The organism is Novosphingobium sp. CECT 9465 (assembly GCF_920987055.1).
In the GTDB taxonomy this organism is placed as follows: Bacteria; Pseudomonadota; Alphaproteobacteria; order Sphingomonadales; family Sphingomonadaceae; genus Novosphingobium.
Map to the genome: position 1 here is coordinate 1,662,992 of NZ_CAKLBX010000001.1, position 15,012 is coordinate 1,678,003.

General features: G+C 61.0%; 18 protein-coding genes. 1 reads left to right on the forward strand and 17 read right to left on the reverse strand.

Features of this window, described 5'->3' with window-relative positions:
• Positions 1–107: 107 nt before the first annotated feature.
• Genes LUA85_RS08085 through LUA85_RS08105 form a run of 5 tightly spaced genes read right to left on the reverse strand, consistent with a single transcriptional unit; the run spans position 108 to position 9,688 of the window.
• Positions 108–6,200: an acetyltransferase gene (locus tag LUA85_RS08085; protein WP_231468594.1), complete on the reverse strand. Its 6,093-nt coding sequence runs from the start codon at positions 6,198–6,200 to the stop codon at positions 108–110.
• On the reverse strand, positions 6,197–8,269 hold the full coding sequence (locus LUA85_RS08090; protein WP_231468597.1) for a peptidoglycan DD-metalloendopeptidase family protein: 2,073 nt from the start codon (positions 8,267–8,269) through the stop codon (positions 6,197–6,199). The genes LUA85_RS08085 and LUA85_RS08090 overlap by 4 nt, the downstream gene beginning before the upstream one ends.
• Before the next feature lie 2 nt (positions 8,270–8,271).
• Complete coding sequence (locus LUA85_RS08095) at positions 8,272–8,745, reverse strand: hypothetical protein (protein WP_231468599.1); 474 nt, start codon at positions 8,743–8,745, stop codon at positions 8,272–8,274.
• 22 nt (positions 8,746–8,767) lie between these two features.
• The gene (locus LUA85_RS08100; protein ID WP_231468601.1) at positions 8,768–9,049 is read right to left on the reverse strand and encodes a hypothetical protein; all 282 of its coding nucleotides are present in this window, start codon (positions 9,047–9,049) and stop codon (positions 8,768–8,770) included.
• A 3-nt stretch (positions 9,050–9,052) separates the two neighbouring features.
• Positions 9,053–9,688, reverse strand: a complete 636-nt coding sequence (locus LUA85_RS08105) for a hypothetical protein (RefSeq protein ID WP_231468603.1) — start codon at positions 9,686–9,688, stop codon at positions 9,053–9,055.
• Between the two features lie 122 nt (positions 9,689–9,810).
• On the opposite strand from LUA85_RS08105, the gene LUA85_RS08110 reads away from it, so the two are divergent.
• A complete protein-coding gene (locus LUA85_RS08110; protein WP_231468605.1) occupies positions 9,811–10,158 on the forward strand; it encodes a hypothetical protein in 348 nt (115 codons plus the stop codon).
• Here the strand turns inward: LUA85_RS08110 and LUA85_RS21710 are convergent.
• The 12 genes from LUA85_RS21710 to LUA85_RS08165 all read right to left on the reverse strand — a co-directional run bounded on the left by LUA85_RS21710 (position 10,096) and on the right by LUA85_RS08165 (position 14,710).
• A complete protein-coding gene (locus LUA85_RS21710) occupies positions 10,096–10,350 on the reverse strand; it encodes an HGGxSTG domain-containing protein (protein ID WP_371823660.1) in 255 nt (84 codons plus the stop codon). The genes LUA85_RS08110 and LUA85_RS21710 overlap by 63 nt on opposite strands.
• The gene (locus LUA85_RS08115; RefSeq protein ID WP_231468607.1) at positions 10,298–10,681 is read right to left on the reverse strand and encodes a hypothetical protein; all 384 of its coding nucleotides are present in this window, start codon (positions 10,679–10,681) and stop codon (positions 10,298–10,300) included. The genes LUA85_RS21710 and LUA85_RS08115 overlap by 53 nt, the downstream gene beginning before the upstream one ends.
• 3 nt (positions 10,682–10,684) lie before the next feature.
• Positions 10,685–11,197 carry a hypothetical protein gene (locus tag LUA85_RS08120; RefSeq protein ID WP_231468610.1) on the reverse strand — a complete coding sequence of 171 codons (513 nt, stop codon included), beginning with the start codon at positions 11,195–11,197 and terminating at the stop codon, positions 10,685–10,687.
• Positions 11,197–11,472, reverse strand: coding sequence for a hypothetical protein (locus LUA85_RS08125; RefSeq protein ID WP_231468613.1), 276 nt, complete (start codon positions 11,470–11,472; stop codon positions 11,197–11,199). Before LUA85_RS08125 ends, LUA85_RS08120 begins: the two co-directional genes overlap by 1 nt.
• Before the next feature lie 13 nt (positions 11,473–11,485).
• Positions 11,486–12,367 (reverse strand): hypothetical protein, encoded by an 882-nt coding sequence (locus tag LUA85_RS08130; RefSeq protein WP_231468615.1) that lies wholly within the window; start codon positions 12,365–12,367, stop codon positions 11,486–11,488.
• A complete protein-coding gene (locus LUA85_RS08135; RefSeq protein ID WP_231468617.1) occupies positions 12,367–12,609 on the reverse strand; it encodes a hypothetical protein in 243 nt (80 codons plus the stop codon). The genes LUA85_RS08130 and LUA85_RS08135 overlap by 1 nt, the downstream gene beginning before the upstream one ends.
• A 135-nt stretch (positions 12,610–12,744) precedes the next feature.
• Positions 12,745–13,020, reverse strand: coding sequence for a hypothetical protein (locus LUA85_RS08140; RefSeq protein ID WP_231468619.1), 276 nt, complete (start codon positions 13,018–13,020; stop codon positions 12,745–12,747).
• Positions 13,017–13,190, reverse strand: coding sequence for an AlpA family transcriptional regulator (locus LUA85_RS08145; RefSeq protein ID WP_231468621.1), 174 nt, complete (start codon positions 13,188–13,190; stop codon positions 13,017–13,019). Before LUA85_RS08145 ends, LUA85_RS08140 begins: the two co-directional genes overlap by 4 nt.
• Before the next feature lie 82 nt (positions 13,191–13,272).
• The gene (locus tag LUA85_RS08150) at positions 13,273–13,530 is read right to left on the reverse strand and encodes a hypothetical protein (RefSeq protein ID WP_231468623.1); all 258 of its coding nucleotides are present in this window, start codon (positions 13,528–13,530) and stop codon (positions 13,273–13,275) included.
• Positions 13,531–13,532: 2 nt separating this feature from the next.
• Positions 13,533–13,787, reverse strand: coding sequence for a hypothetical protein (locus LUA85_RS08155; RefSeq protein WP_231468625.1), 255 nt, complete (start codon positions 13,785–13,787; stop codon positions 13,533–13,535).
• A 48-nt stretch (positions 13,788–13,835) separates the two neighbouring features.
• Positions 13,836–14,384 (reverse strand): hypothetical protein, encoded by a 549-nt coding sequence (locus LUA85_RS08160; RefSeq protein ID WP_231468627.1) that lies wholly within the window; start codon positions 14,382–14,384, stop codon positions 13,836–13,838.
• 149 nt (positions 14,385–14,533) lie between these two features.
• On the reverse strand, positions 14,534–14,710 hold the full coding sequence (locus LUA85_RS08165) for a helix-turn-helix domain-containing protein (RefSeq protein ID WP_231468629.1): 177 nt from the start codon (positions 14,708–14,710) through the stop codon (positions 14,534–14,536).
• Between the last annotated feature and the right edge of the window lie 302 nt (positions 14,711–15,012).

Here is a 15,012-nt window from a genome sequence, read left to right on the forward strand (position 1 = left end):
GCGCAATACAAGTGAAGTGAACACCAACTGTGGATAACGCAGCAAGGGCACCAACCATAAGCCGATGCCCTTGCGCCACACGTGTTCTCAGGACACGAAGAATACACCTATCCGCCGTCGTCTTCAATCCTCCCGGTACGCACGCCCTCCCACCAGTCGCCCATATCTTGCGGCGCAGCGTCACCAGACATCACGTCCATAAGGAACTGTGCCGACGCCGCACCCTGTCCCGGTACAAGCCCGGTGACGTAGCCAGCAGCCTCCAGCGTGTTCCGTGTGGCGCGCGTAGTCTCTTTGCCCTGTGCGACCTTGCGCACGTCCCCTGCGACCCGCTCCAGCGATTCGCCGATGCCCTGCACAGGTGTGAAGCGGTAGCCGAACGACTTGTCGCCTGAGAGCTTGCGACCGACGACGGGCACGATGTCGCGCAACAGCGGTATCGGCGCGGCCAAGTTATAGACCGACTGTTTCGCCGCCCATTCGGTCCAGCTTTCCTCGTTGTCATCGTCAGGGCCGTTGCCCGTCAGGATCGCGGGCAGGACCGGCGAAATGACGCCAATCAGCAGGCCGCGCATCGCGAGTTCCGGGATCATCTTTTTGTTCCGGCTCCGCCGCGCATCGCCAACGTCCCAGCCCAACTCAATGAACCGCTGGAGGCTGGCAGACTGGAACGAATAGAACTGCGTCAGCACCTTGCCGAGTTCACCGGCAGGACCGCGCCCGCGCTGGATTGCCGCCAGATCCTTTGCAGCGCCCGCGCCTTGGCTTTCACGGACAGCCGAATCCGCTTCGTGCACGGCCTGGTCCTGTTCCATGCCCGCCGCGATGGCCTTGTTATAGGCACCAATCCACGTCGGGATGACGACAATGCGGTCGAACATACTGATACCCGAGAACGCGTAGCGCTGGACCATCGAAGCGAGGTCAGTCTTACCGGCGAACCGGCGCACGTTTTCGCGAATGTCACGGTCGAGCGTATCGAAACGGCTTTGCAGTTCGAGACTGCGCTCCAATGCAAACGCGCTCGTTTCGCGGGGATGGCGCAGCGTGGCATTCATCCCGGCCGCAAACCACTTCGGGCCGACGCGCTCGACGGACATTGCATAGCCGCCAAGCTGAGAGATCATCGTCCCGATCCGGTAGGCCATGCCCACGAACGTGGTGTTGCGCCGCGCCGCCCGCATGAAGCTTTCCAGCTTGCTCATACCCGCACGGTCATAAACCCATTCGTTCGCGATGAACTGGAGCCACGGGCGGAACAGGCCCGACACGTCAGGCCCCATAGTTTCGTCAACGGCATCCATCAGGCGCTTGTCGCCAAGGAAGCGCCAAGCCTGCATGACGGCTTCGCGATGCGTCAGGTCGTGCACCACTTCGGCAACGTGCCGATTGATGACATCGAGCGAGAGCAGCACGGGCCGCTGCACTTCGGTGCGTTCTTTCGTGAAGCCGCGCGAGGTCGAGGGGCGCGTATATCCGTTCTCGTAAAGCTTGCCTTCGCCCTTGGCCGCGTGTTCATTGGCGGTGCGGCTGCGGGCAGGGTCATAAACAACCGGGAAGTAACCACCACGCAGCACACCCGCCGACGTGGTCAGGACGCGCGGGCGAACCGCATCAGGCTCAATGCCGTTAACCCGCTTTTCGAGTTCGACAATGCGCGGCCAGAACTTGCCGATGGTATCCCATACCGCCTGGACATAGCGCCACTCTTCGGACTGCAGTTCGGCATCGAGGACGCGCATGACTTCAGCTTCCCGCCAGCCATAGCCACCGGCCAGCTTGGACGCGTTGCCTTCGTTACCCATGTTGAGCGCCATCGATATCAGGCGCGACCGAGGCCCCTGCATAGGCTCCCGCGTACGGGGATCGAACAGGCTCGCAACCGTTAGCGGGTCGTTCCACGTCGCGAGGATTTTGGGGGGAACCTTGCCAAGGTGCCCGTCCAGTTCGTCCAGCACTTCGCGCATCTGCTTATGTTCGTCGGCCTGAGCCTTGGCGAGAGGCTGGAACACCACGCGGTTGAACGCCCCGTGACGGCTACCGTCGAGCCGATGGAACACGGTTTCCATCTTGAGCAGGGCAGCGCCGATACCGAGCGCACCGCTCTTGATGTCGTCCCACTTCGAAGGATCATCGAAGCTTTTGACCTTGCGCAGCGGCAGGCGTTCCATCGTCTTGACGGCTTCACCGACCAGCGCGTCAAGCTCCCGCTGTTCCTGATTATCGAGCAGCGTCTGCTTGAGCCGACCGAGATGGAGAATCTGCTTTACTGCGTCATCAAGGCCGAGCAGTTCTTCCGCCGACAGCTTCGTCCAATGCGTCTTGCCAATCATCGTGGCGAACGATTTGGGAACCGCGATGGTGTGGCCTTCGTCCTCGCGAGCATTCGCCCACGCTTCGAACGACTGCTTGCGGTCTACCGCCTTGCCCGTCCGTTCCTTGAAATCGACCTGCGATAGAAGCTCATGCGCCTGGTCTAGATATTCCGCATCGACCCCGGCAATCTTCTTGCGAGACGCCACGCGGTCAAGCCGGGTTATTGCCGTGTCGATTTCCTGAGCAGCATCGCGCGCTTCACGAACCAAGGCGTTGTTCAGCAGTTGGGCTTGCTTGTGGCGGAATGCCAGATCGACCTTGCCCGCCGCCAGCGCCTCGAATGCCGCCTTCGAGTTCATCGCAGCCGTGCGCCGGTATTGCTGGATTGCAGCGCGGCTAATGTGATCGCGGACTTCGCCCGACCGTACACGGCGACGTGCCCACTCCCGCGCCATGCCGTAAGGGGTAGGACGCTTGGAGGTGCGCCGAGCCAGTGCCCGCACTTCCGCCGCGATGACTTCGCCCTGTAGATCGTTGTGGACCGCCGCGAGCGCTTCCTCTTCGATCTTGCCCGTCGTGAAGGGGTCGCCATAGCGCTCAGCCATCACGTCATGGGTTTCGGCATCGATGGTCGCTTGTCGGACGGTACGCTTGTCACCCGCCGCCCGCAGGCCCTTGCGCTGCTTTTCCAGCCCCATCAGCGTCTCGACAAGGTTGCGCCCATCCCGCAGCCCCAAGGCTTCAGCGAGACTGTCAGGATGGACGCCGCCCTCCCGGTAGGCTGGAGGCACCGACGCGGGAAGGAGTTTCAGGGAATCGGCCCCGAAACGGTCTATGACCCAATCGCGGTTAAGCGGCTGAGTGCGGATCGCTTCAAGGGCACGGAACGCAGGGCGAGCATCGACCGACCGCGACACTTCCGCCCGGGCCTCATTTTCCCAAAGGCGATACTGGTCAGTCTGCCGAGCCTTGAGAGCGCGAAGCGACTTTGCCAGCAGTTCGCTGTTAGCGGTCGATTTGGCCTGTGCGACCAGATCCATATAGGCATCGAATTCTTCGCGCGTCATGCCGCCCGAGGCAGCATCGGCGAACACCGGGTCCAGACCTTGCGCTTCGCTCTTTTCGGCAATCTCCTGATCGGTGGCGAGCAGCCGGTCCATCACGCGGCGTACGTCGTCCGAGATAGGCGACTTGAGATTCTGCACCCGGCGATAGAGGCCGACCATCCAGGCGCGCATGGTCTCGAACACTTTGAGCAGCGCCGAGGATGGCGACTTGCCTTCCATGAGATAGCTCTCAAACCCCCGCGCCCACAGTTCGTGGGCACCGACAGGAATGTCCTTACCGACCTTGTGACCGTTGGCAGAGAACCAAGCCTGCACGGCCTTCCAATCGGCCTTGAGCTGTTCCGGCGCGTCGGGAAGAGCCGCGTCTGCCTTCAGTTCCTCAAGCCACAGATGGCCGCTTTCGTGCAAAAATGTGCTTAAATTTCGCGATTGAAACAATTGAACGACCGCCTTGCCGTCAGCAGTGAAGCTGATCTTGCCGCGCTCGCCGCTGTTGTACGAACGGCCCGAACTGTCGCCCTGAGTGTATCGACCGATGAAGTCCCGGATTTCGCCGTCCGACATCGAAGCCGGATCACGGCCAGCGTCGGTCAGCATTTGCCCCAGCTCTTCCGAGGCTGCGCGCATGGCGTCAACCTTGGGATCGCTGGCGTAACGTGCATTTCCAGCAAGTTCATCACTGATTGCGGATATGAGTATCTGTGTGTCGAGCGTGCCCGTGTCCTGTCCTGCAAGCTCCGGAAAGAAGCCCGCTTCGACAGCTGCGCGCAACGTGGAGTCGTGACCGTAATCACCATTGCCGCTAATGCCGCCCATCGACGCCGCAGGGTCGAAGTCCCGAATAGCCTTGCGCCGGAACGGCCTTTCCTTGTGCCAATCAGCAAGCCCGACCGCCTTCAGATCGCCGCCGAGGTCGTTGATGCCGCCGCGCTGCACGATCCATTCAACCAAGCTAGGCCCGCTCTGGACGGTCGATGGCTGGCCACGACGTAGCGCATTGATGACTAGGTCGGTTGCATCGGCCTTGGTCGCCTCCCGCAGCTTTTCCGGCAGGACTTGTTCAATCCCGACGTGATCGAACTCCGTACCGGTCACAGCGCGTCCGAGCCGGTCGGACCGTGACATATAGCGTTGCGTCACTAGTTCGGCCTGCACCCGCGCCGTGTTGGGACTGAATCCGGCACCGGCCAGCTTTTCGAACGCCGACGAGAACAGGCGCGTGCGAGCCTGCCCACTTGAAGCATCGACCAGCACCGACAGGTCGCTTTCCATCAGGCCTTGCTCATCGGCCAGTGCGAGCGCTTCGGATCGGCTCACACCGCCCGCCGACATGCGCATGTCATTGCGCAGCGCATCCCATGCAGGCGTCCCCGCAATATGCGTCATCGCCGACGACACCGGCAGCACGACATCGCCGCCCGTGGCTTCAGCGCTGGCAAGGTCGTCTTCCAGCGAACGCCAGAAGTCGGAGTCCTCAAACCCCGGCGACTGCATAAATTCGCGGATCTTCTCAGCCGGGACATAGACCCTGTCACCCGTCATACTCTCGGTCAGGTGATCCATCATGGCTTTGAAGCCGTCCGGATCGCGCGCGCGCAGTTTGGATTCGCCCGCGCCTTCGCCAAGCCGATCTAGGAAGATGCCTTCCGCCTCAGCCTGTGCGCGCATGGTGTGCCGCTGTTCGGCCTTGCTTGCGACCGCATGCAGCCCGCCCAACGTCCCGGCAGCGACGAGCACGCCCAGCGCTGTTTGATAAGCCGCTTCGGGGCGTTCTGCGATGAACTGCCCCCAAGTCTTGTCAGGGTTGGCAATGGCCGTATCGACCGCGTCCTGCGCGAACGTCGTCGCCTGTTCCGACAGCATTTCTTTGGCAAGCACTTCACCAATGAATTTGCCGGTTGCACCCTTGCCGAACTTCGACACGACAGCCGCCATGGGGATCGCTTCGAACCCGGCTTCGATAGTGCCTTCCAGCAGCGCGCCCGTAGCAGACTCAGCACGAGTGCCACCGCGAACACGATACTTGCCGTATGCGGTTCCGCCCGTCTGAATACCGGCAACCGCCATCGCGGGGACCGGCGAGCGCGTGATGATCGACGCGGCCACACCCGGAGCCATCTGAGCGACCGAGGCGAAACCACCATATATGCCGCGCGCCGTCTCAGATCGAAACGCAGGCGTTGAGGTCTCCACGTCATCTTGCGCCTGCACGATGTCCGAACGCAAGCGGTCAGAGTACGCGGTCCCGCCCTGCAGCCACTTCGGCGCGGGAACCCAATCGTCGATTGCCAGCGACAGGCCAGCATCCATCTGTTTCCAGCCACCGACGAGGCTCGACCATACGCCTTTGACGCTGTTGACGAACGTCGGGTCTACCGGCTCAGGCGCGCTGATCGACCAACCGCGCGCAAGCTCTACAGGATCGAAGGCACGGCCCATCTTGCCCAGCGCTCGCGTATCATCTGCCGCCGCAGCTGCATCGCGCGGGTTGGCTTCGGCCCATGACCCGATGCGCGGAAAGATGCCCATCGTGTTGATGAAGCTGGTTGCCTGGTCGGCAATCTGAATTGCCTGAAGTTTGGGATCGACAGCCGCAGCAGGCAGGCCCCGCGCACGAGCGATCCTGTTTGCCTGTGCCGCCGCATCAGGGGCAGGGGCAGCACGCAGGATCGCACCGACCTGCCGATTGCGCCGCCGCGCGATGATGTCGTCATAAGGGTTTGCCGCCTCAGGGACAGGCTCGGGCTGGAAGGTGTGGAACGTGCTGGCCGGTCGCGCCTGCTTGCGCCGAATGATGTCGTCGTAAGGGTCGCTCACTGGCCAGATACTCGCTCGACAAAGAGGGTGACACGGTTGGCGTCATTCACCGGCAGGCCGTTCCGGCGCAGAGCGGCATCGATTTGATTGAGTGTGGTTGAGGGTATGTCCGCGACCGAAACGTCATGCGCGCGCACGTCTGTTTCGTTCGACCCCCACAGAATACCGGGCCGCTTGACCGTGACGGAACGCGTTGCCAGCGCGAAAGCGTCATCCAGTTCCTTATCCGTTGGCATGCGCTTGCCGCCCGTGCCCTGCGATACCGCTGCTTCCATCAGGCGGTAGACTTCCAGCCAGTCCGACTTGTTGCCGCTGCCGGTCAGGTTCATGTCGGGTGTCGCGAACGTGTTGATATGGCCCGCGATGGCCGTGCGGATGCTTACCTCTTTGGTTCCACCAGTCTTGATGCGCGACCGGTCGGCATCGAGGCGGGCGAACTCTCCCGGCGTAAGCTTCGCGGCAGAGCCATTGATATCCATTGCTGCAAACTGTTCGGGCGCTTCGATTGCGAGCCGTTGCAGGCGCAGGAATTCAGGCCCGTTTGCCTCTATGGGCTTGGGCGCTGAATTAGCCTTCGCCATATCCGAGAACGACGATACCGCGTCGATGCTCATACGGTCACGAACGTCTTTTGGGATTTGATCGAGAGACTTGAAACCATCGCCTAGGCCGACAACCACCTTCTTGGCTTCGTCATCTGCCTCGCGTTCCTCGCGTGCGTCGATGGAATCTTTGCGGGAGAATTCCTGATCGACCCACTGCTTGGCCCGTTGCTTCCGCTCAAACGACCACTCAGCATTGCTGTCGATCGACGCATAGGCAGAGCGTTTGTCCCACTCCCCCGCCGCTTGGGCCGAGGGTGCATTGCGCCCGATGTACTGCATCGGATCCACCGCCTTGCCGTTCTTGCGCGCCACGACGTGGACATGTGGGCCGGTTGTGTTGCCGGTCATGCCGACAGGGCCGAGCGTTGTCGTGCTGGTCACCTGATCGCCACGCTTGACGCTATGTGTCCCGAGGTGGGCATAGCTGGTCGTGACGCCGTCGCCATGATCCACGATCACAAAGTTGCCCGACCGTGCATCCGATCCGACCGCAACGACAACACCTCCAGCAAGAGGAGAGACCGCCGAACCTTCCGGCGCAGCGAAGTCTACCCCGTTGTGCGCACGACCCTTGCCACGCTCAACCCCATAGGCCGACGTAATGCGTCCATTCTTGACGGGTGGGGTAAACTTCGCGCCGGGTGACGATGCTGGCACTGGACCACCCTGACCAATCGCCCACTGTGCGTCAGTGGAGGCCTGCCGGGTTTCGATTGCCCCGCGCATGCCCGACGACACCGCCGTCAGATCGCCGAGCGACATGCTCCCGAGGTGGGCCATGCCGTAATCAAGTGCGCCGTCCACATCGCCCTGAGCTTGCAGGGATTCGACAACGCCGCGATGCACCGAGCTTTCGTATTCGTGTTCCGCCTGGGCGATGCTTTCGTCAGATGACCCGGCCAACCGCTGCTTTTCGCGGATCGCTTCCCGGCCAAGCTGGACCTGTGCCGCCACCGCTTCGGGCTGTTGCCACATGCGGGCCGCTTCTTCGCGGGATTTGACCGCCTGCGCGCCAAAGGTCTCGCTTGCCGCCGCTCTGGTCTCTGTGACCTCGTGTTCCGCCAGTTCGGCACGGTACGAGGTCATGTAAATGTTCGTCTTTTCCTCAAGCAGCTTGCGCGCACGAGGGCTGCGGGCTTGTGTCAGCAGCGTTTGCCGCGTCTTGAGCAACTGTTCCTCTGCCGACTTGAACGCCTTGCCCGCATCAACGCCGCGCGAGGCTTTGGCATTCGCCAGCACTTCACCGGCTTCGTCCTGAAACGTCAGCGTGCTGTTGCCGACATCGGTCTTATCCTGCTCCAGTTCGAGGCCGTCTTTCATCTCAGCATATTTGCCGAGTATCTTGGCAGCACCACCGAGGGCAGCAGCGAGCGGGCTGTCTCCGAACTCTGGCGTGCGCAAGCGGGCGTTCGTGGCTTGGACCGAGCCGACCTGATTGGGGTTGTAAACCGGAGCGCGTGGCATCCTCAGTTACCCTTTTTGTATTTGTTGTATTGCTGAGCGCCACCCAAGATTGTGGACCCCATGTCAAACACGCCCTTGACCAGAGCAGCCGTGCCCGCCGAACGAGCGGCATTGGCTTCACCGACGTAGTTCGACGCGGCGATGTCGCGCCCGCGCATCTTCTGAAAGCCGGAACTGTAAATGCGACCGACGTCTTCGCTGCCCAGCGCCTTGGTATCCGCCACGACATCGGCAGCGGTCCCAAAATCAATCGCGACACCGTTCGCACCGGCAGCAACACGCTGTTGGCCCTGCAGCTTCGCCATCTGGCGATACTGTGCCTGAGCTTCACCGCGTGTGTTTTGCTGGTCCTGCAACCATGCTTCGCGCTCAAGACCCGCGTTGCGTTCCGCAATCTTGGCCTTGTAGTTGGCTTGGGCATTGGCTTGCAGTGCCCCGACGCCGGTTCCAAGAGCGGCCATGCCCGCTGCGATCAAAGGTAGGGCCGGGGCGCACATATCAGACCACCCAACCAGACGTAGGGAAGCGGGGGAGTTCGGCCCCGCCATCGGGTGCAAAGACGCTCTCGCCATCAGGGAACGCCCCACCGATGGCGGTACGGCCCACAGCCTCAGCCACGCGGTCAGGGTCGCTGATCGTGCGTTCCCATGCTTCACGCTGGACGGGGTCGAGCGGCTCAAGCTTCCAGTTGTCAGGCCCGTCGTAATCAACGAGCGCACCAGCACGCCACCAGCTGAAGTCGGGTGCCTGCATCATCACCAGGATACGGTGTGTCGCCATGTTTTAGCCCTCCGTTTTCGGAGCAAAGGACGCCACTTGCGCGCGAATGATTTCGTGCTGCCGTTCTTCCAATTGAGCCGCCGAACGGTCACCGAGAAGGAAGCGGTCGCCGCCCAAGAGAGATGTTTGAATGCCGTTTGCAGAAAGGACCGACCCCGCGACCGCATACGGACCAAATCCGCCCGACAGTACGGCGAACAACGGATCGAGGTTTGCTTTGCTCGCGTGCGCGGAGCGATAACCAACAGCTTTGGCGCGGATTGTTCGTGTCAATTCGACGTGCGCATTAACAGCAGCGGCAAGATCTTGAGCGGCTTGGAGAATGGAGGCCAGCTTCTCAGCTCGTGCCTTAAGCAGCTTATCCACGTCTACCGTGAGTGCAGCGAATGCCGCATCGCGGTCGGCTGCGATGCCATCCTTTCGGGCCTGCTGAGATCCACTCCAGGCCGCGTGCAATCCTTCGAGCGCAGCGTTGAGTGCGTCGAGATGATCCTTTGCCGCCTTGGTGCCTTTATCGTCACCTGCGCCCGTCTGGGCCTTGAATGCCGACGAGTGATATTCCGCTTCAGCATGCGAGATTGCGCGTTCCAAATCGGCGCGCTGGACGTCGTAATCGTCCTGACTGACAAGCTTCGTCATGTGTGTCCCTCCAGACGGAGGAAGCTGCACCGCGCACCTATCGACCGTCGTTTCGCGACGGTAGGGTTGATGCATATGCGGTTGAATCGCGGTACAGGTGGCGAAGCAATCAGGGGATCGAGATGATAGCTTTCGTCATGGCCGCACTACTCGGAGCGTCCGAGCCTGCCAGTGCCTCACTCTCGACCGGCGACATGCTGCCCGTGGCGTCCGCGAAGTTGAGCGATTGCATCGTCTACAATGCCGTCAGGGCAGATGATGGAACGTCTGATGTCGCTGGCCTTGTCGAAGGTGCCCGTATCAGTTGCGCCACGAAGCTGGGAATCTGGCGGTACGTCGCGCGAGCGTACATCGTCGCACAACATGGAGCGGTGGACACCGACAAGATCACCGCCGGTTCAGAGCGCTCATTCTTCGACACGGTCAACACGAAGGTTGCAACCCTGATCGAGGCTGGCCGGAAGAACTGAGAACCGACCGTGCTTCCAGTTGGGGTTATCCGCCCCACGCGGCGCGCCGGGTGACTTCCCGCCGTGGCGATGACAGCGCCCGTTGTGCATTGCCCGTGCACCACAGACGCCGCCGTCCCGCCGACGTGCCCCGCAGGGATTACGAGAACACATCGCGCACGGTAACGTCACTATCAGGGACCGACGAGCCATCGCAAACGGCGATGCAGTATTCCTTTACAGTCCTGCCGTCGCTACGCCGCTTGAGTTCGGCTTCGATCAACTGTTCGTGCCCCATGCCATCGGCGCGAAGCCCATCACTGAGCGCATGGACACGCTTGCGGCTCGATTGAACGCGCTCCTGCATGTCCGCCCATATCGCCTTAAGGCTCTGGTCCCGTGGATCAGCATAGCGGTTCATCACCATATCCAGCGTGGCGCGCACCTCAGCCTCATCGCCTGCGTCAGAGAAGTGGGTGAATATCTCGCCAATCTCACGCCGCTCAGCCGGTGAAGCTCGTTTCAATATCTCTAACAGATGCATGTCTTACCCTTTCCGTTTTTCTGCCGCGTGCATGATTGCCGCCAGCCTCACTGCAATGTCTTCGGTGCTCATCTTGCGCGCACGATTATCCAGGCCATCCATGCCGCCGAGGCGTAGGGCGGTTGAATCCCCGTAGCGCTTGGGGGCCAGCTTCCCGGCCAACCACTTGCGGCTATCGACGCGAAGCCTTGCCCGCTGGACGTGCTCAGGGACGAACGTCTGCCCGTCTTCGCCCTGCACATAGTCCGCGCCGGAATCGTCGCTGATTTCGATCACGTCTTCTGCTAACGTCTCGGCAAGCAGTTGCTTGGCAATCTGGTACGCCGTCCGGAACTCGACATCGGTCGCCAGCCATTCGAACACCGTCGTTTTCGAAGGCATGTCTTCGTCCAAGCATATCTTGCGGACGCTCTCACCCAGCATGAGCCGCTTGCAGATCGTCACCTGTACGGGCGTCAGTTCCTTTTCCTCGCGTGCGCGCGCGGGCGCGGGGGCGTAATGGTCCGGTCCCGCCATTATCTGCCCCCGATGTCGCTGATGTCGTCGTCCAGTTCACCCGGAGCGAGGCGCGAGGCGCGGGGAGGGCGCTCTGCCCGTGCATGGCGAGGGGCGCGCCGAGATGCACCGTCCTGCTTGGGTTGCGAGACGTAGACCTGCCATGTCGGCTCCTCTGCCTCGCGATCAAGGAACGCCACCACAGACGCCTTGCCCAGCCAGCCCGACAAGTAGCGATTACCGCTGGCACTGATCCGCTCGCGCAGATCGAACAAATGTACCTTGCTATCCATCATGTCATTTCACTCCTCATTGCGCGGGGACCAGAGCGTCCGCCGACAGTTCCAAGCACGCAGCTTCGAGTTGATTGAAGGGGAGCATCCGCCCGCAGGCTTCTTGCAGGGGGATGCGGTAATGGTCGGGCAGGGACCGGCCAGCGCGGAACCGTGACAACGCCGCCTCCGGTATCTGAGCATTGTGAGCCAGACGCCGAGCGCCGCCATATCCAACCATGTCGATGATGGTCCGTGACCACCGCCGCAGTTCGGTCAGTTCGAGGCGCAAATCGGCCCGCCGTAGTTTCTCACCTTGAGACGGCAGACTTTCAGACCCCGACGACCCAGCCCCATACTGGTTATCTATAAGCAGTGTTGTATTCACACCGACACATGGGGTGCAAAACTCAGGACTTGCCGCATCATCAGTTGTGAAAACAACAACGGAGTTTTTCACCATCGTTGTTGTTTCAACACCGGAAAGGGGGTCCTGCGTTGTTGTTCTCACACCGCCGAATTTCCGAGTTTTTCCAGCAGCAGGCCTCCAATCGCGATAGTCATTGGTCGCCTTCTCGATGTTGCGCGGCTTTCCCGTGGACACGAACGTCAGGCGGTACTCACGAACTTTCGCGTGCTGGCGGTCAGCATCCGAGACGCATTCGAGGAAGCCGTGCTGTATAAGCTCTGCCACCGCCTTGGCGTTCGGGCCGTGGTTCTTGTTGCCCAGCCTCGCGCCGATCGCATGAATGCCGAGGCCGAGATGCCCGTTGTTGTAACCGTCGTGGCGGTCCTGGAATACCTGCAGGACAGCGCGCGCACGAAAGCTCAGATGCTTCCATGCGACGCTGTCGATGACAGCGCGGGGCGTCTGGAAGAAGTTTCCATTGACGTCGGCTTTCTGAGGTCCTCCAGCCATTAGCCGGTTGCCTGCAGCCAGTGAGGCGTTTCATGCGGTACAATGGGCAAGCCTTGGCGAACCAGCGGGTGCAGCATCAAGGCGGTCACCTCAGCGAGCGAGCCTTCCTCTGTCAGCACTGGTCGAGGGTCAGCAGGATCGCGTTCACCCCGGAACACGCCGCAGATCACTCCCTCATCGACTTCGATCATCACCCACGCGCGCACAGGCATGCCGGGGAATATCCGGACGGTTGCTGTCATCGCCGCACCCCCAGCATGGGGCGCAACCGGCGAGCGGCGAGCCTTGCCCCAAGGCGTCCAATGTCGTATGGGTTGCCCTGTCCCGTCGCCTGCCAGCATGGAACAGCGAGGCCCCTCATCGGGCCTCGTTTTCGTTCAGGGGGTGCCATCGTTTGCGCCCTCCTCATCGCTGGAGAGGCGAAGGAACGGCAAACCGCTGCGGTAAAGGTCGGCACCCTTCGTAAGCATGCTGACATGGTGGCGATGCCATTCGCGCGCGTAGTCATTCGCCCCCTTCGCAGAGAGCGTGAAGTGTTCAGCCTGATGCAAATCAGGATCCCCATCGATTGTGGGAATGTGTGTCAATACCTCGTAACCAGCGCCCAGCCTTGAGGGCCGCACTTCGACGCCGAACAGTCGATTGCGCGTCATGCTGTGACACCCCTTCCTGCGACCCAGCGGTCGAGGTCGGCCAGACGGTAGCGAACGCCCCGGCCATCACGATGGAGGCGGGTGAATTCCGGCCCGTCTCCTCGTGCGCGCATTGCGGCGAGAGTGCGCTCAGACAGCTTGAGATAGCGGGCCGATTCAGGTGAAGTCATGAGTTCCATAGGACACCCCTAAGTTGATTGTGCATGCATGCAGGAGGCTACCGCTTGAATGAATCGCGCCGCATGCCCATGCTCAAGCCCCCTTCGGATTGAAGCGAAAGTTCATCATGGCGGCGAGATAGCCAGCATCTCGCGATGCCTCGCAGTCTGGCGTCCGCTCACTCATCATCATCACTTGAAGCAGGACGCGGCTGCGCTGCTTGGCTGGCAAGCTGCCGACCAGTGCGAGGATGAATGCCATCTCGGGCGTGCGGGTGAAGTCGGGCTTGCGCGGCTCTGATACCGGCTGCTTGGCGGCACGGTGCGCGGCAAGGTTTATGACGGTGCCCATGGTCACGCCTCCCCGATCAGGCGGCGAATGTCAGTTGACACCTGCCGGATATGGTCGGGTGACAGAGACGAGCCGTTTGCATCGACCTCCAGCCTGTCCAGCTTCCACAAAATGGCTCGCAAGTGCGGAGCGTCGAGCCGAAACAACGCATCTTCGGCGTCCGTCATAGCGTTGCACAAGTCATCAAGTGCGAAGCTACTTGGCGTGATGGCTTCTTGATCCGCGAATGCTTTGGTCGCCTCGGCATAGGTCTGCATCGCTGCGTCCCAGATGGACAAGTTTGCGGCGTCATTGCTAGTCATGGCTCAGCCCTCCACCAGCAGGCGGCGGCAATCCGCGAGCGTCTGCGCCAAAAGCTCTATGTTGTAGGGGTCGAGCGAACCGCTGGAGCCTTGGAAAAGATATTCCAGCTTCCATAGAAGAGCGGGGCGATCCGGAGCAGGCATGCCAATTAACTCCCACCGGATATCGTTCTCGATATCGCAAAGCCGGTCGGCTTCGTGATCATCCAACGACGCGCTGGCTGCTATTGCTTCGTAAGCGTGTAGCGCGATGGTATGGCGGCGCATGGCCTGCGTCCAACCGACACGGGTTTGGTCATCACCATTCAGCCGTGCGGTGATATGGTTCTTTATCCGCTGCGCGTCATCGGTGCCAATCTGGCGCATGAGTTGCGCAGCAAGTCTGCGGTTTGCTTCTTTGGCATTGGTCTGCAAAACCCCAAGCAAGAGTTCGCCATCCGGCGTGAGCCAATAGCCCCCGCCAAGTTCGGTAAAGTAAGCAAGGAAGCTTGCCGGATCGGTTCCGAGATCAGTTTCGCAGGCAAAGTTCGCCCGATGCTGGAAATCAGCCATTTCGTCAGTCCTTTCAATGGTGGCGCGCCTGTGCGCCGATGGAACTACTTGAGTTCCCACACGAATTGGCTTAGGACTGAGGCGTCAGGTCTCAATTGACACCCCCAGCCCTCGCACCTCACCGTGCGGGGGTTTTTGGTTTCAGGGCATCAAGCCGCAACTGAGCGGAATGCAGCCTCCAGTTCCGACTTGCGGAAATAGAGCTTGCGGCCTTTGCGGATCACCGGGAGCAAGCCTTGTTGAACCATGTGATATATGGCGCGGTCGTTCTGGCCGATGTATGCCGCCGCCGCCTTCGCTCCGCCCAAAAGATCATCACTAAGCATTTACGTGGCCTCCGTTTAGTGTGATGTGCAACCTTCCTATGCAACGTTGCACAAGCTAGACTTATGCCATGCCATCCTCTAACGCAAGGTTCCTTAGAAACTTTTCTTTAGTGGGGGCGATGTGCCTGATTCTTGGCAATTCGGTCAGCTTGAAGGAGTGCTCGCCGCGCTCCACCTAATCCACCCGTCCAAGCGTACAGCCTTTCAGGCACGCTTAAAAAACTTTCATCGCCTTGGATTTCCGGGAGATTTCAGAGCGATAAAGGGCCGAGCCGCACAGTACACCGCAGGTCAGTGTTTCC